The following is an 18813-nucleotide window of genomic DNA, read 5'->3' as shown; positions in this document are numbered from 1 at the left end:
TTTTGCGCTACGCTGATAACCTGAAAGTCACTAAGGTAAACAATATGGACAAGACAGAGCCCAGGGAAAAAACGGTAGGCGTATTAATTATCGCTGCCGGTGTAGGGCAGCGTTTCAAGGCTGCGGGTGGCGCAACCGACAAGCTGCAGGCGGAATTTACGGATACTGAAGGACGGCGAAGGTCGGTATTCGCCCATAGCTTTTTCGCCGCGCTACAGAGTGGTCTGCCGATATGCGTGGTGACCAGACCTGAACAACAGGCCATTCGCCAACTTTGCCAGCAGCACCACGTAACCACAGTGCTGGTGGAAAACACGCGCATGGGGGAGTCAATCGCTGCGGGCGTTCGGCAGATGGCCACCTGGGACGGCTGGCTGATCCACCTTGCGGATATGCCGTTTATCACCGGCGCAACGCTGCGGCTGGTTGCAGATAAAGTGGTAGAGGACGGTATTGTCCGCCCCGTCTGGCAGGCTCGCCAGGGGCATCCGGTCGGCTTTGGCCGCCAGACCTTTAAGGCGCTCAGCACGCTGACGGATGAACAGGGCGCGCGCGGCCTGGCGCTGCATTTTCCTTTATATACGATTGAGCTGGAGGACGAAGCGGTCCTGCGGGATATCGATCTGCCTTCACAGCTGCCAGCGGGAGAAAAACATGCAGTCGCTAAATAGTCGCGTCATCAGCCAGGCGCTCGGCTGGATTGAACAGCAGCCCGTCTGGCTCTGCACCGTCATTAAAACCTGGGGTTCTGCCCCCAGGGCAGTGGGTTCGCTGCTGGTGGCTAATCAGCACGGCAACGTATGCGGCTCGCTATCCGGCGGCTGTGTGGAAGAAGATTTTTTGGCTCGCCTTCAGGCCGGGCAATATCGTCAGGCCAGCCAGGTTATCCGTTACGGTGATGGGGGCTTAGCGCCAGATCGGCCGCTGCCCTGCGGTGGTTCGCTCGAGGTGTTGATTGAATATCTGCCGTCGGACACTCAAAGCCTGGCTTATCTTCAGCGCCATGCCGCCGCGCTTGCAGACGGCAGTGCTTTAAGTAAAGGGCTAACGTTGCCCAATCGCTGCCGCATGCTGGCTGTCAGCGAGGATTCCGTCGCGACCGTTATGCGTGATGGCGACCAGCTGACGCTGACGTTTGCCGCTGCGCCTGGCGTGCTGATTGCCGGACTCTCCGCTGTCGCACTCTGCTGTAGCGAATTTGCGGTGGCGCTCGGTTTTGAAGTTACCGTCTGTGAAAACCGACCCGAAGTGCTGCGCGATTACGCCAGCAGCCTTAATGCGGCTGTCCAGCTTATCGAGCAGTTTCCGGCAAAATTTATCGAAACTCACGGCTGTCGACGTCACTGCGCGGTAGTTTCGCTGACGCACGACCCGCGTATTGACGATCTGACGCTGATGGAAGCTATTCATACCGACGCTTTTTATATCGGCGTTATCGGGTCACATCGCAGCAGCGATAAGCGGCGCGAGCGCCTGAGAACGATTGCAGAATTTACTGAAGAACAGTTGAACAGGGTGCATGCGCCGATAGGCCTGGCGATTGGCAGTAAAACGCCAGCCGAAATAGCGCTGGCGGTGATGGCAGATATTGTGATGCATAAGAACCGCGGGCCGCAGACCAGCCCGCAGCTGCTTACAGCAGTTTGTCCTGGGTAATCGGTAAGTCGCGAATACGTTTGCCGGTGGCGTGCCATACCGCGTTGGAAATGGCCGCCGCCACGCCGACAATGCCTAGTTCGCCCACTGCTTTGCCGCCCAGCACGGTTGCCAGATAATCGGGCTTGCCGACGTCGATAGTAGTCAGCTCAGGAATGTCTGCATTAACCGCCACCAGATAATCGGCCAGGTTAGCGTTGGTGATGCGGCCGTCCCTGTCGTCAATGGCGCCTTCTTCCAGCAGCGCCTGGCCAATACCCATTACCATGCCGCCAATCCACTGGCTTTCCGTCAGTTTTGGATTGTAGATACGGCCCGAGTCAAATGCGCCCACCATTCTTTTTACCCGCACCGTACCAAAATCTTCATCAACCGCGACCTCGACAAAAATGGCGCTCCAGCTGTGGGCAGAAACGCCACCTTCCGTCGGCGGCACCATCATCGAAGAGGTGCTGTCAGCTTTGTTGCGATCGTCCTCGCTGGCCGTTGTTGCAAAGGTGTCCTGATGGGCGATCAGTTTATCGTTACCGCTCAGCCTTAACAGCTCGCTAAAGCTGACGCGCAGATTGGGTTTGTCGCTTAGCCAGAGAAAACCGTCCGCCAGCGCTAACGCTGCCGGAGATTGCTGCCATAACGGCGATTTCTCGGTGCTGACGGCCAGCGTAATCAGCATATCCCTCAGCGCCAGCGCCGTTTTATGTACCGCACCGGTCAGCAGGTTGGCCAGCTGGGAACCGCCCGCGACGGGCGCTCGCGGCAGCAGCGTATCGCCAAGCAAAACGGTAATACTTTCCGGCGCGACCAGCAGCACATCCGCCGCCGTTTGCGCCAGAATGGTATAGGTGCCGGTACCGATATCCACGCCGCTGCTTTGCACTTCAAGACGCCCGTCGGCATACAATACTATCTGCGCTTCGCCAGGCGTGCGGCGCACGGGATAGGTGCCGGAGGCCATTCCCCAGCCAATCAGCTGGCGTCCTTCGCGCAGGCTGCGCGGTTCCAGAGGACGCTTGCTCCAGCCAAACGCGTCGGCACCCTGCTGGTAAGCCTCGCGCAGCTGGCGAGAGCTCCAGGGAATTTTGGCCTGCGGATCCTGCTCCGCGTAGTTTTTTAATCGCAGCGCCAGCGGATCCATTTTCAGCGCCCAGGCCAGTTCGTCCATCGCGACTTCCAGTGCAAAAGCGCTGGGATTCTCGCCCGGCGCGCGCATCCAGCTCGGGTTAACGGTATTAAGATGAATCAGCTTGTGGTGCGAAAGAAAATTTGGCGACGCGTACATTAGCGGCGTAACGGCGTTGCAAGGCTCTTTATGCACATCGTTTAGCGCGGTTTCGTTCCAGCTGTCATGCACAATGGATTGCAGCGTGCCATCCCGGCTGGCACCCAGCGCCAGCTGCTGGTGAGTGCGCGGTCTGCCACCAAACGCGGTAAAGGTTTGCGGGCGGGTTAGCGCCAGCTTCACCGGACGTTTAAGCTCGCGTGCCGCCACGCAGGCCAGCGCGCTGTGTGGCTGAATACCGCCTTTACAGCCGAAGCCGCCGCCAACGTAAGGCGAAATCACCCGAACCTTTTCGCGATCGATAGCCATCCATTCAGAAACAACCTGGCGCGCACCGCCTACCCACTGACTGGGTTCCCACAGCGTCAGGCTGCCGTCCTGCCAGTGCGCGATGCAGCCGTGCGGTTCTATTGGCGAGTTATATTCTCTGGGCGTGGTATAAACGCCGCCGATCTGCACCTCGGCCTGAGCCAGCGCCGGGACCGCATCACCCCATTCAATGGTTAAAGCATCTACCGTTTCGGGCCTGGCGTCAGGATTATCGGGATGGACAATGGCAGCCTGCTGTTCGTATTCGGTTTCGATCAGCGCGGCCGCTTCGGTGGCCTGCTCCAGCGTTTCAGCCACCACCAGCGCAATATGCTGACCGTTCCACAAAACCTTGTCGTCCTGTAATGGCAAAAAGGCCTGAGCGGCCGCGCCGCCCTGACCAAAGGTCTTTGCCGGGTGAATAATCAGGCCGCTATGGTGGTTATAGACGGCAAGAATGCCAGGTGACTGGCGCGCTCGTTCAATATTCATGCTGCGGATGCGGCCATGAGGAATGGTCGACTGTACCACCACCGCATAAGCCATATTCTCCAGCGATTTTTCAATCGCATAGGTAGCCAGCCCCTGAATTTTCAGGCGGCCATCGGCGCGATCTAACGGGCTACCCAGCGCCTGTTTTCGGGTTGTAGTCTGCGCTTCTGTCATGCTCATGCCAGGCCTCCCACGGTCATTAACGCTCTGGCGACCACGCGCGGAGCAAGAATAATTTTGTGGCCGTTGTGCTGGCGAGCGATAGCGCCCTCGGTCACTTTTTCAGCCGCTTTACGTAACGTTGCTTCATCCAGCCGCTGTCCGCGTAAAGCCTGTTCAACCTGATAAGCACGCCAGGGTTTGGTCGCCACGCCACCCAGCGCAACGCGGGCTTCTTTGATCGTCAGGTTATCGTCTTCCAGCTCCAGGCCAACGGCAGCGCTGGCGGCGGCGAACTCGTAGGAGCTGCGATCGCGGACCTTAAGATAGTGCGAGCGAGCTAAAGCCGCGCTGCGTGGCAGCGTCAGGCTCACGATCATTTCGCCATAAGCGAGCTGGTGCTCAAGATCGGGACGATCTTCCGGCAGGCGGAAAAAATCCGTTACCGGGACGGAACGCTGTTCGCCGCGGGCGTTTTGCAGATTTAACACGGCATCAAAAGCGGTCAGCGCCACGGCAAAATCGCCGGGGTAAAGCGCAATACAGCTGTCGCTGGTGCCCAGAACCGCGTGGTTATGATTCAGACCATCCAGCGCGGCGCAGCCAGAGCCGGGCTGGCGTTTATTGCAGGCGGAATAGGCCAGCGGATCGCGGAAATAGCTACAGCGGGTACGCTGCAGGATATTGCCGCCCAGCGAAGCCATATTGCGTAACTGCGCCGAAGCGGCCAGCGACAGGCTTTCCGCCAGCGCCGGAGCAAAGGTTTTTACCGTTTTGCTGTCGGCCGCCTGGCTCATTTTTACCAGCGTGCCCAGCGTCAGCGTGCTGTCGGTTAAGGTGATATCGTTCAGGCCGGGCAGGTGGGTGATATCTACCAGGGCAGCGGGGCGCTCCACGCCGCACTTCATCAGATCTAACTGCGTCGTACCACCGGCAAGAAAGCGGGTTTCAGGCTGACTGCCCAGCGCGGTAGCGTTGGCAACATCAGCGGCGCGTTGATAGCTAAATTCTCTCACGATACGATCTCCTGCCTGACTCGCGCGGCGGCATCCTTAACGGCCTTCACGATATTGGGATAAGCGCCGCAGCGGCACAGGTTGCCGCTCATATATTCACGAATTTCATCATCGGAATGCGCATGACCTTCTTTGATACAGGCGACGGCCGACATAATCTGGCCAGAAGTGCAGTAGCCGCACTGGAAAGCGTCGTGTTGCAAAAAAGCAGCCTGCACCGCATGCAGCGTGCCGTCTGCTTCCGCCAGCCCTTCGATGGTGGTGATTTCCCTGCCTTCCGCCTGGGCCGCCAGCGTCAGACAGCTCAGCACGCGCTCGCCGTCAATATGTACCGTACAGGCGCCGCACTGGCCCTGGTCGCACCCTTTTTTAGAGCCGGTTAAGCCAATATGTTCCCGCAGCGCGTCCAGCAAGGTAGTACGTGGATCGATCGTCAGAAGGCGAGTCTCGCCGTTCACGATTAACTGCATGGCGTGATGGTGTGTCATTGTCGTCTCCAGATTGGGGAGGTCACCGACAGCATGCGCAGCGCTATGCCAGCGACACTGTCACATTGCTTTAAAAACAGGTAAGCCTGTAAAGGGGGAACACAAGCGATCGCTTTTTTAGATGAGCGTATCGGAAAGATAAGGATAGTCAGGAACGGCAAAAAAAAGTGAAAGCGGCGTGCTTTAAGCTCGCGTTTAAAAAAGTTTCCCGCGCGTTATAAGTCCAACAAGCGGACGCATAAGCCAAAATCACGCCTGCGCTGACGAATAAATTTTTTCTGCACGTTGAATAAACCGATCTGGCAGCATGCTGACCATCAGACTAAAAAAGGGCGAAAGGGCGAGCTTCAGAAGACGACCAGAGAAGCGATACGTCACGCGGAAAGTGACGATACAGCCAGCCCCCTCGCGGCAAGGCGCAAAAAACCAGTCGCCGGAAAAGGCGGCAAGGAACGATCCGGAAACCAGCCGCAGATGCAGCGATGTATGAGGATGGAAAGTGGCCCGCGTGGTCAGGCTCAGCTGGGGAAGCTGCTGGTAGCGCAAGCCAATGCGTACCAGCTGGCTGTCATCCTGCTGGTTTAAGATTTCGACCTGGCTGCACCAGGGTAAAAACTCAGGATAGGCCGCGACATCGGCAACCAGCTCATACATCTGGCGCTGGCTAAAACTAACCTGGATACGTTTCTCAAAAGTGGTCATTTTTTTAAACCTTTCTGTTGCGACCGGGGCCAGCAGGCATCATTGGCTGATGCTAAGGAGTAACATCCGCAGGCTTATTGATCCGTCGCAACAAATTCATCATGCATCGCCGAAGGTTTTAGGCGGATATTTGCGAGCTACTTTCCACATTAGTCTTAGCGCTTTGTCACATTCATAGAATTTTCGGAAGATATTTCCAGCTTCTTTATAAAGCGAGATGCGTAACGACGGCAGCAAGCGCATTATCCTGCACTATAGGTTTGCATCTATATAGCCTGGAAGCTATAGTGACAGGGAGTAAAGTATGTGGAAGATTAAAACAACCGATCGGTTTGACTGGTGGTACAGCGCATTGCAGGACAAGGAGCGAGCCTGCGTACTGGCAGCGCTAATGGTGCTGAGAGAAAAGGGACCTGCTGTGCGCGGCCAGAAAAGCAGGGAACGAAAAGCGTTTTTATGACGATCGCTATTGCGGATCGGGAACTGACAGATTATCTCAATAAAACACGAGGTTTATGATGAGAACACTGGAACATATCCTGGCGGAGGAAAAGCCAGACGTTGTTGCCGAAGCGGAAGTGCTGGCAGCCGAACTACGTTTGAATATCCATCTGGCAGAACTGCGCGAACGCGTACAAAAAACCCAAACTGAAATGGCGCAGGCGCTGGGAGTAAAACAGCCCACGGTAGCAGGGATGGAAAAACCGGGACGCGATATCAAGCTTTCTACGCTAAAACGCTATATTGAGGCGGCAGGTGGCACATTGCAGCTGCGCATCGACCTGCCGGACGGGTCACACTATGGCTTTGTGCTGTAAGAATAGCGTTAATACCAGGTTTAGTCCTGGCCAATATGCTGAAGGGTTGCGGGTACCCGCGCTGTGTCCGTGACCCCGAATTTTTCAATAGGGTACCTTGCCCACAGGAAGTTCCGAATCGTTAACCTGGCAGTTTTTTTATGACAAATACTGTTTGATAAACAATCCTTATATCTGCTGAATCCAGCGGCCTGTTTCTCTGAAGTGTTTAAAACCCATCGGTTAGCGGAGCTGGAGGCAACCATGATGATTTTCAACGTTTTTGGCCGAACGATGGGGATAAAAGCGATAAATTCTGGCTGGGCGCTATATCGGGTAGATCTTAACGAAAACCAATTTTCCCGTTTATATGATTACTCTGTCCCGGCTGATTTAAGCTCCGACGAGCTGGTACAGTGGCTGGATGATATTTTCCATGAAGCGGCTACGGCAAAAAATCCTGTCGTAAAACGACTGGCCTGACGCTTTTACCTTTGCTGCCTGATTCAGGCCGTTAAACCGCCCCCGCTGACCCGCCGCCATAAAGTGTAAAAAGCTCTGCAATATCATAACGGGCTGTCTGCCCGACCACCAGGCTGGTCTTCTGCCAGCGGCATCTTATTCATTACCGTCAGCCCGCCGTTTCTGTACCAGAAAATTCACAAAAATAACCTTAATGACGTGATCTGGCGCAAATTACCTGACATTAAATCGTTAACTTCAGAGTAACGATCGGCGTCAGGGGTTGTTTGATGGATACCCCGGCAAGGCTCATACTTTCTGCGTTCGTTATCATGCGAAACGTTAATTCAGGAGGTTAATCATGCCATCAGATCAACAAACGGCGCGCGTCTGGAACAGGCGACGCACGGAAAAGCAGCGGCGAATAGCGTCGGTTCCGGTACAGGGAAAAGTCCTCCCTACAGACGGGATGGTCGAAATGCTGGAGCGGTTGATTTCACCAGAAGATCGCGTAGTGCTGGAAGGGAACAACCAGAAACAGGCCGACTTTCTTTCCCGCATGCTGGCGCAGGTTAATCCGCAAAAAGTTCACGACCTGCATATGATTATGCCCAGCGTCGGGCGCAGTGAACACCTTGATATCTTTGAAAAAGGGATAGCGCGCAAGCTTGATTTTTCCTTCTCCGGCCCGCAAAGCCTGCGCATTTCGCAGCTGCTGGAAGATGACCAGCTCGAAATCGGCGCTATCCATACCTATATCGAACTCTACGCCCGCCTGTATGTTGATCTGGCGCCCAACGTCGCGCTGGTGGCCGGTTATAAAGCCGACCGAAAAGGCAATCTTTATACCGGGCCGGGAACGGAAGATACGCCCGCGCTGGTCGAAGCGGCGGCGTTTCACGACGGCATCGTTATTGCTCAGGTTAACGAACTGGTAGAAGACGAGTGTGACCTGCCGCGCGTTGATATCCCCGGTTCCTGGATTGACTACGTGGTGGTTGCTGATAAACCTTTCTTTATTGAGCCGCTGTTCACCCGCGATCCGCGCCTGATCAAGCAGGAACATATCCTGATGGCGATGATGGCCATCAAAGGCATTTACGCCGAGCACCAAGTCCAGTCGCTCAATCACGGCATTGGTTTTAACACCGCTGCCATCGAACTGCTGTTGCCCACCTATGGCGAACAGCTCGGCCTGAAAGGCAAAATCTGCAAGCACTGGACGCTGAACCCGCATCCGACGCTGATACCGGCTATCGAAAGCGGCTGGGTAGAGAGCGTGCACTGCTTTGGCGGCGAGCTGGGAATGGAAGAGTATGTCCGCGCGCGTCCCGATATCTTTTTTACCGGCGCAGACGGCTCGATGCGCTCCAACCGTGCTATGTGCCAGCTTGCCGGCCAGTACGCTGTGGACATGTTTATTGGTTCAACACTGCAAATTGATGGTCTCGGCAACTCTTCTACCGTCACGCGCGGTCGCCTTTCCGGCTTCGGTGGCGCGCCAAACATGGGCCACGATCCGCATGGTCGCCGTCACGCTACTCCTGCCTGGCTGGCCATGAAAAACGGTCCGGATTTGATGGCGCGTGGCCGCAAGCTGGTGGTGCAGATGGTTGAAACCTTCCAGGCGGGCGTCAAACCCTCTTTTGTCGAAAAACTGGATGCCATCGAAGTGGCGAAAAACGCCAGTATGCCGCTTGCGCCGGTGATGATTTATGGCGATGACGTCACCCACGTCCTGACGGAAGAAGGTATCGCTTATCTCTACCGTGCCGAAAGCCTGGAAGAGCGCCGCGCGATGGTCGCAGCGGTGGCAGGCATCACCGACGTTGGCCTGGGCGTAGATGCGAAGCGCGTAACCGACCTGCGCCGCAGCGGCAAGGTAGTCTTCCCGGAAGACCTCGGAATTCGCCGTGCTGACGCAACGCGCTCGCTGCTGGCTGCCGGTAGCGTTGCTGATTTAGTCGAATGGTCCGACGGACTTTATAACCCACCGGCCAAATTCCGGAGCTGGTAATGAAACGACTCGCGCCGCAATCGGTAGAAACCCGTCTGCAACAGCTGGCGCAGTGCGCGACCGATTGCCTGATTACAGAAGTGAACCTGACGCCGAAGCCGGGACTGGTGGATCGTCGCGGGAGCGGCGCGCATCGGGATCTGACGCTGGCGCTGATGGAGCGCTCTGCCCACAGCCTGACGCCAACGTTTTATGCGCTTGCCCAGCAAAGCTGGCGGCGTCCGGCCGACGTGGCGCTGCGAGAAACCGTAGGTCGTCTTGGCCGTGAAGGTGAGCGCCAGATGATGGCCGCCACGGCGGGCGTCAATACCCATCGTGGCGCGATTTGGGCGCTGGGCCTGCTGGTCAGCGCGGCCGCCATGCTGGACGGCAATGCCGGAAGCCAGCAGCTGTGCGACGCCGCCGCCGCGCTGGCTCGTCTGCCCGACCAGGCCACGCCAAAAACTTTTAGTAAAGGGCTGCGTGCGGTGCATCGTTTTCAGGTGCCGGGCGCACGCGAAGAGGCGCAGCAGGGCTTTCCGCATATTACCCGGCTTGCGCTGCCGCAGCTGCGGCGCAGCCGTCGTGCCGGGGCAGACGAAACCGCCGCCCAACTCGATGCGCTGATGGCGATCATGACTTCGCTAACCGATACCTGCGTACTGAATCGTGCAGGGCTTGCGGGCATGCAGGCGATGCGCACCGGTGCACAAGCGGTGCTGGACGCAGGCGGTTATGCGCAGGCGGCGGGTCGTCAGGCGCTGGAACAGCTGGATAACAGGATGCTGGCGCTGAATGCGTCGCCGGGCGGCGCGGCCGATTTACTGGCCGCCACGCTCTTTATCGACAGGCTGGCATCGCCACTCATTTAAGAGGTTGCTATGGAAAATATAACGTTGTCTTACCCTGCCCGCCGCAAGCTCAGCGGTAAAGCGCTGGCTGGCGTAGTAGGTTCAGGCGATATGGAAGTGTTATACACCGCGGACAGCGGCGCGGCGCTTAACGTGGCTATCACCACCTCGGTGGATAACAGCCAGTCACGCTGGGATGCGCTGTTCAGCCGCCTGGCAGAATTAAGCGACTTGCCTGCCGGAAAGCTGGTTATCCACGACTTTGGCGCGACGCCCGGCGTGGCGCGTATCCGTATCGAACAGGTGTTTGAGGAGGTAAACCATGCGTGATGACAGCAGCTTTATCGAACTGCGCGCCCGTCAGCGTGCCATGACATTGCTGGATGAAGGCAGCGCGCGCGAACTGCTCGATCCCTTTGATGGCGTCATGTCGCCGTGGCTGGAAAAGCAGGGCATTGTGCCGCAGGCCGACGACGGCATGGTGGTAATGAAAGGCACGCTTAACGGCAAGCCCACGGTGGTTATCGCCATCGAAGGTACCTTCCAGGGCGGCAGCATGGGCGAAGTTTCCGGTGCCAAAATGGCGGGCGCGCTGGAGCTGGCGGCGGAAGATAACCGCAACGGCGTGCCGACCCAGGCGATATTGTGCCTCGAAACCGGCGGCGTACGCCTGCAGGAAGCCAACCTCGGCCTGGCTGCGATCGCCGATATTCATGCGGCGATTGTCGATTTGCGCCAGTACACGCCGGTTATCGGCATTGTTGCCGGCACCGTCGGCTGCTTTGGCGGTATGTCGATTGCGGCCGCGCTGTGCAGCCATCTGATTGTAACCCGCGAAGCGCGTCTTGGCCTGAACGGGCCGCAGGTTATCGAGCAGGAAGCGGGTATCGATGAATACGACTCGCGCAACCGGCCCTTTATCTGGAGCATGACCGGCGGTGAAATCCGCTATCAGAGCGGGCTGGTGGATGCGCTGGTGAAGGATGGCGTACAGGCGATAAAAACGGCGGTGAACGATGCGCTGGCGCAAGGCGTTCCGGCACAGCATCGCAGCGAAAATTACGCTTTCTATCTGGAAAGGCTAAGCCGTTTTGATACCGCTCAGCAGGCCAGCACCGATACCATTCATCAACTCTTTGCTACGGAGGAAAAATCATGAGCGCATCCAACAGCCGCGGCGATCTGTGGCTTACCAGATTAACCGCCGGTGCCGCACGTCATGATGGCCTTTGCCCTTCGGTACAGGTAGCCGACAGCGAGCTGAATGGCGAAATCGCCCGCTTTATCGCCGTGGTGCCTGATGCACACAATCGCTATCCGCGAGCGGCGCAAGGTGAAGTTGGCCTGCTGGAAGGCTGGACGCTGGCAAAAGTGGTGCAGGAAACCATTGCTGAAGATGCCGACCGCCCGGTTAAGCGCCCGATTGTCGCGGTTATCGACGTGCCAAGCCAGGCATATGGCCGTCGTGAAGAGGGATTCGGCATCCACCAGGCGCTGGCGGGCGCGGCGGGCGCCTATGCCCAGGCGCGTCTGGCCGGGCATCCGGTGATTGGCCTGATCGTCGGCAAAGCGATGTCCGGCGCGTTTCTGGCGCATGGTTATCAGGCCAACCGACTGATTGCCTTTAACGATCCGGCCGTACAGGTGCACGCCATGGGGAAAGCCTCGGCGGCGCGCATTACATTGCGCACCGTTGAAGCGCTGGAAAAGCTGGCCGCCAGCGTGCCGCCGATGGCCTATGACATTGGCAATTACGCGACCTTCGGCCTGCTGTCGTCGCTACTGGATATCGCTAATCCCGATGCGCCAGCCGATGAAGACGTGCAGCGGGTTCAGACAACCTTAGCCAACGCTGTCCGCGATGCTCGTCAAAAACCGGGCCGGAGTGCGCAAACCGCGCCCGAACGCCACGGCTCGACGCTGGTGCGTGAACGTCTTCGCGCCAGCTGGTAACCCTTAAAAAATAATTCAACCTGCCGGCTGTCAGTATGCCGGACGCTCGCGGCGTCCGGCCTCTGCGGCAACTGAAAAAATTCGATACATCGCGTCTGCTTTCACTCTTTTAATAACAAACAGGTGATTTATGACTTACGTGATTCTGCACGCGCTTGCCCCGATTTTTATTATCATGCTGCTGGGGTTCTGGGCTGGCAAAGCAAAAATGGTTGATAACAAGAACGTCTCTCTACTCAATATCTTTGTGATGGATTTTGCCTTGCCCGCCGCGCTGTTCAGCGCGACGGTGCAGACGCCGTGGAGCGGCATAGTGGCGCAGACGCCGCTGATAGCGGTACTGACGTTGGCGATGTGGATCGCCTATGCGGTGCTCTATTTTGTGGCTACCGGCATCTTTAAAAAATCACCGCAGGATGCGGCAGTGCTGACCTTGACGGTGGCGCTGCCTAACTACGCCGCGCTCGGTTTGCCTATTCTTGGCAGCGTGGTGGGCGAAGGCTCGGCGACCTCGCTCTCCGTCGCGGTCTCTATCGCCTGCGGTTCAGTGCTGATGACGCCGTTTTGCCTGCTGATTCTGGAACGCGAAAAAGCGCGCGCCGCCGGAGAAACGCAGCGCTCTACGCTGGCAATGCTGCCGGTGCTGATGTGGCGCTCGGTTAAAAAACCGATTGTCTGGGGCCCGCTGCTGGGCGTCGTGCTGTCGGCTATCGGCATTAAAATGCCGGATCTGGTACTGACCGCCATTAAGCCGCTTGGCCTGGCGGCAACTGCGGCGGCGCTGTTCCTTACAGGCGTTATCCTCTCTGCGCGCCAGCTTAAAATTAACAGCATGGTGCTCAGCTCTACCGTGACCAAGCTGTTGATTCAGCCCGCGCTGGCCTGGGGGCTTGTGCTGCTGTTTGGCCTGCACGGTACGGTGGCGATTACCGCTATTCTGATGATTGCGCTGTCGGCAGGTTTCTTTGGCGTGGTGTTCGGCAACCGCTTTGGCGTGCAGTCGCCGGATGCGGAAGCGGTATTGCTGCTAAGCTCGCTGTTATCCATTTTATCGCTGCCGCTGTTTATCTCGTTAACCGCAGGAATGTAAATGACCCTTCATCCGCACGATTTACTCTGGCTACGCGCTGGCGCAACGCTCATTAATATCCAGGAGAGCTGGGTGGCGCAGCAGTGGGACAGTCGGCAGCCCGTGGTGGTGCGGAGGGATGTGACAGATAACGGCAAAATCCCGATTGGCGTGCGCGGCAGGGCGCGGCATCAGCGCGCGGCGGGCTGGGTACTGGCGCAGGATATTGAGCGTGTGACAACACCAGAGGAACTGCTTGATACAGCGTTGCCGCAGGATTTTCAGGCGCACGCCACCGTGCAGGCACTGAATACCCTGACGCAGCAGCGCTGGCCATGGCGCTGGGGCGTGACCGGCAGCACCGGTTTCGCGCTGGCGACCTCGCTGCCGGTACTGCATGCCCAAAGCGATCTCGATCTGCTGATCCGCGCACCTCAACCGCTGGTGCCGGATGATTTCATACTGTGGCAGCAGCAGCTGAACGCTTTACCGTGCCGCGCGGATACGCAGATTGAAACGCCGTCTGGCGGCTTTGCGCTTAACGAGTGGCTTCGCGGCAAAAGCGTGCTGCTTAAAACCGCACGTGGCCCACGCCTTACCGCTTTTCCCTGGGCAGAGGAGAACAGATGAAAACGATGCTTACCTTTCCCGGTCAGGGCACGCAGCGGCCCGGCATGCTGCAGGCGCTGGCTAAGGATGCAACCTGGCAGACCGCCCGCGAAGTGCTGGGCGATGAGATTAGCCAGCTTGATTCCACCGAAGCGCTCGAGCATACCCGCGCGGTACAGCTGGCGCTGCTGATTAGCGGCGTCTCGGCGGCGCGCCGTTTGCTGGCTGACGGCGTTCAACCCGATATGGTCTGCGGCCTGTCGATAGGCGCCTTTGCGGCGGCGGTCACCTCTGGCGCGCTGGATTTTGCCGATGCGCTGCGGCTGGTGGCGCTACGCGGCGACCTGATGGAGCAGGCGTATCCGCACGGCTACGGCTTAACGGCGATTAGCGGCCTGACGCTGGCGCAGGTCGAAGCGCTGGTGGATGAAAAGAACAGCTTTATTGCCAACATCAACGCCGAAACTCAGGTTGTGATCGCCGGTAGCGATGCGGCGATGGAGGAGGTGGCTCGCCAGGCGCTGCGGCATGGCGCACAGCGCGCGCGGCGGCTGGCGATCAGCGTGCCGTCACACTGTGCATTATTGGCGCAACCGGCACAGCAGTTGAAAACAGCCTTTGAAAACATAACGCTTCAGCGGCCGCAGATTGCGTATTTGAGCGCCAGCAGCGCGCGCGTTATCTGGCAGCCTGAGCGTATTGCAGAGGATTTAGCCATGAATATGGCCCGCAGCGTGCGCTGGCACGAGTCGATGGAGGCGGCAAAAGAGCGCGAAGTGCGGCTGGTAATAGAAATGCCGCCCGGTGAAGTGTTGACCGGCCTGACGCGAAGCGTGCAGAGCCAGGGTGAATGTATTGCGCTGGAGCGCAGCGGCGTCGAACTGGCGCAGCGGCTGTTTCAGCGGCTTGCCAGCGCGCGCTGAGCTTTTTCCTGTAGGCTTAGCGCAAACATACGTCCTTCGGCCACCAGCGCCAGCAGGTTAGGATCGAATTCGCGGTTGCGCGGAAAGACGATAGCAATCTGCTGACGCATCTGGTACGGCTCGGCCAGCTGCAGAAAAAAGAGGTCGTTCTCATACTGCTTACGCATTCTGCCCGGCACCAGCGAATAACCCATCCCCGCCTGCACCAGGCTCAGCATTGAAAAGATATCGTTGACGCGCGTAACGATATTGGGCTCAAACCCCGCAACGTGGCAGGCTTCCTGAAAACCGGCAAAGGTGGCAAACCCTTCCGCCAGCGACACAAAAGGCTGATTGCTGTAGTTGCGCAAATCCACGTTTTCTTCACCGCTCGCGCCGTCGCCATGCGGCACCGCCAAAAAAATATCATCCTGAAACAGCGCTACCTGCTCAAATACTTTGTCATCGATCTCCGCTTCGCTAACCGAAATAATAATCGCATCCAGCTGGCTGTTTTTCAGCGCGTTCAACAACAGCTCGTTAGAACCCATCGTGAGGTTCAGCTCCAGCTCCGGACGGCGTAGCTTCATCTTCATGATCAGCCGCGGCACGGTTTCCAGCGACAGGGAGTACAGCGTGCCGATACGCAGATTGCCCAGCCCAAGACCCGCCGTACGCAGGGCTTCATCAATGCCCTGGCTCAGCGTAGCCAATGCCTCGCGGCTGTACTCCAGCAGCGTTACGGCGGCGGGCAGCGGCACCAGATTGCGGCCTTTGTGCTCAAACAGCGGGCAACGCAGACTGTCTTCCAGCGTATGCAGCGCGCGGTGCACGCTGACGGTGCTGATACCCAGCGTTTCCGCCGCTCTGGCCAGGTTTCCTGTTTCCATATAGCAGCTGAAAATCAGCAGCTTGCGTACGGTCAGGTCGTTATCGATAGTCAGTTTCATCGTTATCCGGCTGTCAAATAAGCGGTAAAAAGAGTGAAAGGATAAGACAACACACCAGACGCCGTACTGCATTTTTTGCGGCGTTGCGTTTCGCCATCTTATCGCACAGCTACAGAATGCCAAAACGGCCTGACTCCCCCCTTACCGGTACTCCGCCAGGCGGAATTGTCTTGCCTTGTCGCCGGGGTTACGTTATTTATTTAGGAAGCGATCACTCAACAATTAGACGGGTAACGCCATGACAGAGTCTGTTCAGGTTTCACCTCGCGGTCGTCCAAGGCGCTTCAACGAAGAGCAGGTGCTGGATCGCGCGATTGAATTATTCAGTACTGCCGGTTATTCGGCTGTCGGCATCAACGATCTAGCGCGCGTCACCGGCCTTAAGGTCGGCAGCATCTATAAGGCCTGGCAAAGCAAAGAAAATTTCTTTGCCAAAGCGCTCCAGCGCTATATCGCGCTGCGCGAAACGCAGATTTGCCACTCTCCGACCAAGGATAACAATGCGCGAGCGCGTATTGCCGGGCTTCTGCATCTGTATGTTCGCCTGAGCCAGGGTAAGGATGGGGCGCTGGGCTGCATGATGGTGACCGGCATTACGGAGATCCCCAATTTTTCTTTCACTGGCGACATTCTGCGTCAGCAAATCGCCAGCCGTCGGCAATTACTCAGCGACCTGGTGGCGCTGGGCCAGCATGACGGATCTATTACCTGTACCACTCCGCCTGCCATCGTTGCGGACATTCTGATCGCGCTGCTTTACGGCATGCGGGTGTTGGGCAAAGCGGAATCCTTTATTAATGCCAGTGACGCCGATGTTTACGTCGCGGCAGCGCTCAGGATTCTGGACCAATAACGACAACACATTAAGGAAACAGCCTGTGGAAAAATTTGATCTGCCGCCTGCGCCAGCAGGATTCGAGCACCGGTTTGTTCGCGCCGATGGCCTGAGATTTCACTACGTTATTGGGGGAGCAAACGTACCGGAAACGATTGTGCTTTTCGCCGGTTTTCCTGAAACCTGGTATGCCTGGCGGCACGTCATGCCCGCGCTTGGCGAGCGGTTTCGCGTTATCGCCATCGATCTGCCTGGCCAGGGCGACAGCGACAAGCCCTTAGACGGATACGATACGCAAACGGTGGCGGAACGTCTGCATGCAGCGCTCGCGGCAGCGGGCGTAACGCGCTATCACCTTGTCGCCCACGATGTCGGTGCCTGGGTCGCGCTACCGTACGCTTTGCTGTTCGGCGATGAAATCAGCTCGCTGGTGTTAATGGACGCGGGCATACCTGGCGTCACCATGCCGGAGTTTCTCCCGTCCTCGCCCGATAAATCCTGGAAGACGTGGCACTTTTCCTTCCATGCGCTGCCGGATCTGCCGGAAATCATGTTGCAGGGCCGCGAGCGGGAATATCTGACCTGGTTTCTGCGGGAAAAAAGCGCCAGTCCCTACTGCTATTCCGATGAAACCATAGAAATTTATCTCCGCGCTTTCACCGCGCCTGGCGGAGTACGGGCTGGCCTGAGCTTTTATCGCGCGGCGGCAAAGTCTGCGCAGCAAAATAAAGCGCTGCTGGCGACAAACAAGCTGGCAATGCCGGTATTAGGATTAAGTGCGGACCAGGGATCGATCCCTGATATCGCTGCGGCGGTAAAACCTTATGCTGTCGATATCAGGGGAGAGGTGATTGCAAACTGCGGCCACTTTCAGCCTGAAGAGCAGCCGCAGGCGGTAAGCAACGCGGTGCTTAAATTTATTGATGCGGTGAACCGTCTTTAACGGCGTGCTGGAAAAATTTATCTGTCCGGCTGCTTACTGCGGGCAAACCATTCGACTCCTTTAAGCAGCCCACGCCAGTAAAAAACGGGAAGAAACCGCGTCGTTAAAAACCATGCCAGACGGCTGGGATGGCTGGGTTCTAACGGAAAAGTCGGCAGCAGCCTGTTATTATAACCATATTCTGCCAGCACGACTTTGCCTCGTTTAACGGTAAGAGGACAGGAGCCGTAGCCGTCGTAATGGCTAGCCGGTTCTTTTCCCTGCATAACGTTACGCAGGTTTTCCGCCACTACCACAATCTGTTTCCTGGCCGCCGCCGCCGTTTTTGAGGCCGGGGCTGAGCAGCAGTCCCCTAAGGAAAAGATGTCAGGATATTTTTGATGCTGCAACGTCGTGCTGTGTACGTCGCACCAGCCATCCACATTAGCCAGACCGCTTTTTGCTATAAAATCTGGCGCGGTCTGAGGCGGTACAACGTGCAGCATATCAAAGCGTTGCTCGACGTGGCGATCGGGCTGTCCCGGCTCAGTAATATGGAACGTGGCGAGGCGCTTTTCTCCATCAACTTTAACCAGGGAGGAAGAACAGGTGACCGTTGCCGTATAGCTATCAAGGTAAGATTTTAAGACGGGAATAAAATAAGGGACGCTAAAAATTGCTTCTCCCGCCAGGTTAAACGAAACGTTGATATCATTTAAGCGACCTGTTTTCTGCCAGTGTTCGCATGACAGATAAAGAGCTTTTTGCGGCGCGCCGGCACATTTGAAAGGGGGTTTAGGCTGGGAAAAAATGGCATTGCCGCTTTTTAACTCTTTGACTAATTCCCAGGTGTAGGCGGCCAGGCCGGGCTGGTAATTCGAGGTCACGCCATTGCGGCCCAGCGTTTCCTCCAGTCCTGCAATACGATCCCAGCGCAGCACTATCCCGCTGGCGATAACCAAATAGTCATAGTCTATTACTCTTCCTGACTGCGTCGTCACGGCATGTTGCTCGGGAGAAACGCTGGCAACATATTCCTGAATCCACCGTGTTTCGGCAGGAATAACTTTAGCGAGAGGGCGGGCGGTACGACTATTGTGATAAAGCCCTGCGCCTACTAATGTCCACGCAGGCTGATAAAAATGATTTTCATTCGGTTCAATGAGGGTGATATTAAGGTTCTTAACGCGCTTTTTTAAGCTGGCTATCAGGCCAACGCCAGCCGTTCCGCCGCCAATCACGACGAGATGTGCAGGTTTTTTTGCGTTGCCGGGACCCATCGCTTCACTCCTTTAAAGAGACTTTAAGAACTTATCATAGCTGGATGGGAGCATAGCGCATCCTTATTCATCGTTCGCATCCGATA

Annotated in this window: 20 protein-coding genes and 1 pseudogene; 15 read left to right on the top strand and 6 right to left on the bottom strand. The window is 57.0% G+C overall.

Features of this window, described 5'->3' with window-relative positions; translation table 11 throughout:
* Positions 1 to 44: 44 nt before the first annotated feature.
* Together KUE00_RS01690 and KUE00_RS01685 are read left to right on the top strand one after the other, a co-directional pair.
* Positions 45 to 671, top strand: coding sequence for a nucleotidyltransferase family protein (locus KUE00_RS01690; RefSeq protein WP_246757756.1), 627 nt, complete (start codon positions 45 to 47; stop codon positions 669 to 671).
* Entirely contained in the window at positions 655 to 1656 is a 1002-nt protein-coding gene (locus tag KUE00_RS01685) for an XdhC family protein (protein WP_246757755.1), read from the top strand. Before KUE00_RS01690 ends, KUE00_RS01685 begins: the two co-directional genes overlap by 17 nt.
* Here the strand turns inward: KUE00_RS01685 and KUE00_RS01680 are convergent.
* From KUE00_RS01680 to KUE00_RS01665, 4 genes are all read right to left on the bottom strand, one after another.
* Positions 1634 to 3916, bottom strand: a complete 2283-nt coding sequence (locus KUE00_RS01680) for a xanthine dehydrogenase family protein molybdopterin-binding subunit (protein ID WP_246757754.1) — start codon at positions 3914 to 3916, stop codon at positions 1634 to 1636. The genes KUE00_RS01685 and KUE00_RS01680 overlap by 23 nt on opposite strands.
* A complete protein-coding gene (locus tag KUE00_RS21890) occupies positions 3913 to 4911 on the bottom strand; it encodes an FAD binding domain-containing protein (protein WP_246757753.1) in 999 nt (332 codons plus the stop codon). The genes KUE00_RS01680 and KUE00_RS21890 overlap by 4 nt, the downstream gene beginning before the upstream one ends.
* Positions 4908 to 5399 carry a (2Fe-2S)-binding protein gene (locus KUE00_RS01670; protein ID WP_246757752.1) on the bottom strand — a complete coding sequence of 164 codons (492 nt, stop codon included), beginning with the start codon at positions 5397 to 5399 and terminating at the stop codon, positions 4908 to 4910. Before KUE00_RS01670 ends, KUE00_RS21890 begins: the two co-directional genes overlap by 4 nt.
* Before the next feature lie 249 nt (positions 5400 to 5648).
* Positions 5649 to 6101 (bottom strand): type II toxin-antitoxin system RatA family toxin, encoded by a 453-nt coding sequence (locus KUE00_RS01665; protein WP_246757751.1) that lies wholly within the window; start codon positions 6099 to 6101, stop codon positions 5649 to 5651.
* A gap of 304 nt (positions 6102 to 6405) precedes the next feature.
* Here KUE00_RS01665 and KUE00_RS21910 point away from each other — a divergent pair.
* From KUE00_RS21910 to mdcH, 11 genes and pseudogenes are all read left to right on the top strand, one after another.
* Positions 6406 to 6522, top strand: a pseudogene (locus KUE00_RS21910) (type II toxin-antitoxin system RelE/ParE family toxin); the annotation flags it as partial.
* A gap of 94 nt (positions 6523 to 6616) precedes the next feature.
* Positions 6617 to 6919 carry a helix-turn-helix domain-containing protein gene (locus KUE00_RS01655; protein ID WP_246757750.1) on the top strand — a complete coding sequence of 101 codons (303 nt, stop codon included), beginning with the start codon at positions 6617 to 6619 and terminating at the stop codon, positions 6917 to 6919.
* Positions 6920 to 7162: 243 nt separating this feature from the next.
* Positions 7163 to 7381, top strand: coding sequence for a DUF7661 family protein (locus KUE00_RS01650; protein WP_246757749.1), 219 nt, complete (start codon positions 7163 to 7165; stop codon positions 7379 to 7381).
* A 340-nt stretch (positions 7382 to 7721) separates the two neighbouring features.
* A complete protein-coding gene (gene mdcA / locus KUE00_RS01645) occupies positions 7722 to 9377 on the top strand; it encodes a malonate decarboxylase subunit alpha (RefSeq protein WP_246757748.1) in 1656 nt (551 codons plus the stop codon).
* Entirely contained in the window at positions 9377 to 10228 is an 852-nt protein-coding gene (locus KUE00_RS01640; protein WP_246757747.1) for a triphosphoribosyl-dephospho-CoA synthase, read from the top strand. The genes mdcA and KUE00_RS01640 overlap by 1 nt, the downstream gene beginning before the upstream one ends.
* 9 nt (positions 10229 to 10237) lie before the next feature.
* On the top strand, positions 10238 to 10537 hold the full coding sequence (mdcC, locus tag KUE00_RS01635; protein ID WP_246757746.1) for a malonate decarboxylase acyl carrier protein: 300 nt from the start codon (positions 10238 to 10240) through the stop codon (positions 10535 to 10537).
* Positions 10530 to 11366 carry a biotin-independent malonate decarboxylase subunit beta gene (locus KUE00_RS01630; protein WP_246757745.1) on the top strand — a complete coding sequence of 279 codons (837 nt, stop codon included), beginning with the start codon at positions 10530 to 10532 and terminating at the stop codon, positions 11364 to 11366. Before mdcC ends, KUE00_RS01630 begins: the two co-directional genes overlap by 8 nt.
* The gene (mdcE, locus tag KUE00_RS01625; RefSeq protein WP_246757744.1) at positions 11363 to 12160 is read left to right on the top strand and encodes a biotin-independent malonate decarboxylase subunit gamma; all 798 of its coding nucleotides are present in this window, start codon (positions 11363 to 11365) and stop codon (positions 12158 to 12160) included. The genes KUE00_RS01630 and mdcE overlap by 4 nt, the downstream gene beginning before the upstream one ends.
* A 130-nt stretch (positions 12161 to 12290) precedes the next feature.
* On the top strand, positions 12291 to 13250 hold the full coding sequence (locus tag KUE00_RS01620) for an AEC family transporter (RefSeq protein ID WP_246757743.1): 960 nt from the start codon (positions 12291 to 12293) through the stop codon (positions 13248 to 13250).
* Entirely contained in the window at positions 13251 to 13859 is a 609-nt protein-coding gene (locus tag KUE00_RS01615) for a malonate decarboxylase holo-ACP synthase (protein ID WP_246757742.1), read from the top strand.
* The gene (gene mdcH, locus KUE00_RS01610; protein ID WP_246757741.1) at positions 13856 to 14761 is read left to right on the top strand and encodes a malonate decarboxylase subunit epsilon; all 906 of its coding nucleotides are present in this window, start codon (positions 13856 to 13858) and stop codon (positions 14759 to 14761) included. The genes KUE00_RS01615 and mdcH overlap by 4 nt, the downstream gene beginning before the upstream one ends.
* Here mdcH and KUE00_RS01605 read toward each other — a convergent pair.
* Positions 14737 to 15690 carry a LysR family transcriptional regulator gene (locus tag KUE00_RS01605; RefSeq protein ID WP_246757740.1) on the bottom strand — a complete coding sequence of 318 codons (954 nt, stop codon included), beginning with the start codon at positions 15688 to 15690 and terminating at the stop codon, positions 14737 to 14739. The genes mdcH and KUE00_RS01605 overlap by 25 nt on opposite strands.
* Before the next feature lie 238 nt (positions 15691 to 15928).
* Between KUE00_RS01605 and KUE00_RS01600 the strand changes: the two genes are divergently transcribed.
* Together KUE00_RS01600 and KUE00_RS01595 are read left to right on the top strand one after the other, a co-directional pair.
* Positions 15929 to 16543, top strand: a complete 615-nt coding sequence (locus KUE00_RS01600; RefSeq protein WP_246757739.1) for a TetR/AcrR family transcriptional regulator — start codon at positions 15929 to 15931, stop codon at positions 16541 to 16543.
* A gap of 25 nt (positions 16544 to 16568) precedes the next feature.
* The gene (locus KUE00_RS01595) at positions 16569 to 17468 is read left to right on the top strand and encodes an alpha/beta fold hydrolase (protein WP_246757738.1); all 900 of its coding nucleotides are present in this window, start codon (positions 16569 to 16571) and stop codon (positions 17466 to 17468) included.
* 17 nt (positions 17469 to 17485) lie between these two features.
* Here the strand turns inward: KUE00_RS01595 and KUE00_RS01590 are convergent, their stop codons facing one another.
* Entirely contained in the window at positions 17486 to 18727 is a 1242-nt protein-coding gene (locus KUE00_RS01590) for an NAD(P)/FAD-dependent oxidoreductase (RefSeq protein WP_246757737.1), read from the bottom strand.
* Positions 18728 to 18813: the final 86 nt, after the last annotated feature.

The organism is Erwinia phyllosphaerae, assembly GCF_019132875.1.
In the GTDB taxonomy this organism is placed as follows: Bacteria; Pseudomonadota; Gammaproteobacteria; order Enterobacterales; family Enterobacteriaceae; genus Erwinia; species Erwinia phyllosphaerae.
Note: the sequence above shows the minus strand (reverse complement) of the source record. Positions and strands in the feature narration are given on the sequence as shown.

What these genes read in the sequence shown, in the direction of transcription:
- KUE00_RS01680 (WP_246757754.1), bottom strand. Translation starts at nt 3,916, where the DNA reads ATGAGCATGACAGAAGCGCAGACTACAACCCGAAAACAGGCGCTGGGT.
- KUE00_RS01685 (WP_246757755.1), top strand. Translation starts at nt 655, where the DNA reads ATGCAGTCGCTAAATAGTCGCGTCATCAGCCAGGCGCTCGGCTGGATT.
- mdcH (WP_246757741.1), top strand. Translation starts at nt 13,856, where the DNA reads ATGAAAACGATGCTTACCTTTCCCGGTCAGGGCACGCAGCGGCCCGGC.
- KUE00_RS01690 (WP_246757756.1), top strand. Translation starts at nt 45, where the DNA reads ATGGACAAGACAGAGCCCAGGGAAAAAACGGTAGGCGTATTAATTATC.
- KUE00_RS01655 (WP_246757750.1), top strand. Translation starts at nt 6,617, where the DNA reads ATGATGAGAACACTGGAACATATCCTGGCGGAGGAAAAGCCAGACGTT.
- KUE00_RS01615 (WP_246757742.1), top strand. Translation starts at nt 13,251, where the DNA reads ATGACCCTTCATCCGCACGATTTACTCTGGCTACGCGCTGGCGCAACG.
- mdcE (WP_246757744.1), top strand. Translation starts at nt 11,363, where the DNA reads ATGAGCGCATCCAACAGCCGCGGCGATCTGTGGCTTACCAGATTAACC.
- KUE00_RS01620 (WP_246757743.1), top strand. Translation starts at nt 12,291, where the DNA reads ATGACTTACGTGATTCTGCACGCGCTTGCCCCGATTTTTATTATCATG.
- KUE00_RS01650 (WP_246757749.1), top strand. Translation starts at nt 7,163, where the DNA reads ATGATGATTTTCAACGTTTTTGGCCGAACGATGGGGATAAAAGCGATA.
- KUE00_RS01600 (WP_246757739.1), top strand. Translation starts at nt 15,929, where the DNA reads ATGACAGAGTCTGTTCAGGTTTCACCTCGCGGTCGTCCAAGGCGCTTC.
- mdcA (WP_246757748.1), top strand. Translation starts at nt 7,722, where the DNA reads ATGCCATCAGATCAACAAACGGCGCGCGTCTGGAACAGGCGACGCACG.
- KUE00_RS01590 (WP_246757737.1), bottom strand. Translation starts at nt 18,727, where the DNA reads ATGGGTCCCGGCAACGCAAAAAAACCTGCACATCTCGTCGTGATTGGC.
- KUE00_RS01605 (WP_246757740.1), bottom strand. Translation starts at nt 15,690, where the DNA reads ATGAAACTGACTATCGATAACGACCTGACCGTACGCAAGCTGCTGATT.
- mdcC (WP_246757746.1), top strand. Translation starts at nt 10,238, where the DNA reads ATGGAAAATATAACGTTGTCTTACCCTGCCCGCCGCAAGCTCAGCGGT.
- KUE00_RS01640 (WP_246757747.1), top strand. Translation starts at nt 9,377, where the DNA reads ATGAAACGACTCGCGCCGCAATCGGTAGAAACCCGTCTGCAACAGCTG.
- KUE00_RS01670 (WP_246757752.1), bottom strand. Translation starts at nt 5,399, where the DNA reads ATGACACACCATCACGCCATGCAGTTAATCGTGAACGGCGAGACTCGC.
- KUE00_RS01665 (WP_246757751.1), bottom strand. Translation starts at nt 6,101, where the DNA reads ATGACCACTTTTGAGAAACGTATCCAGGTTAGTTTTAGCCAGCGCCAG.
- KUE00_RS01630 (WP_246757745.1), top strand. Translation starts at nt 10,530, where the DNA reads ATGCGTGATGACAGCAGCTTTATCGAACTGCGCGCCCGTCAGCGTGCC.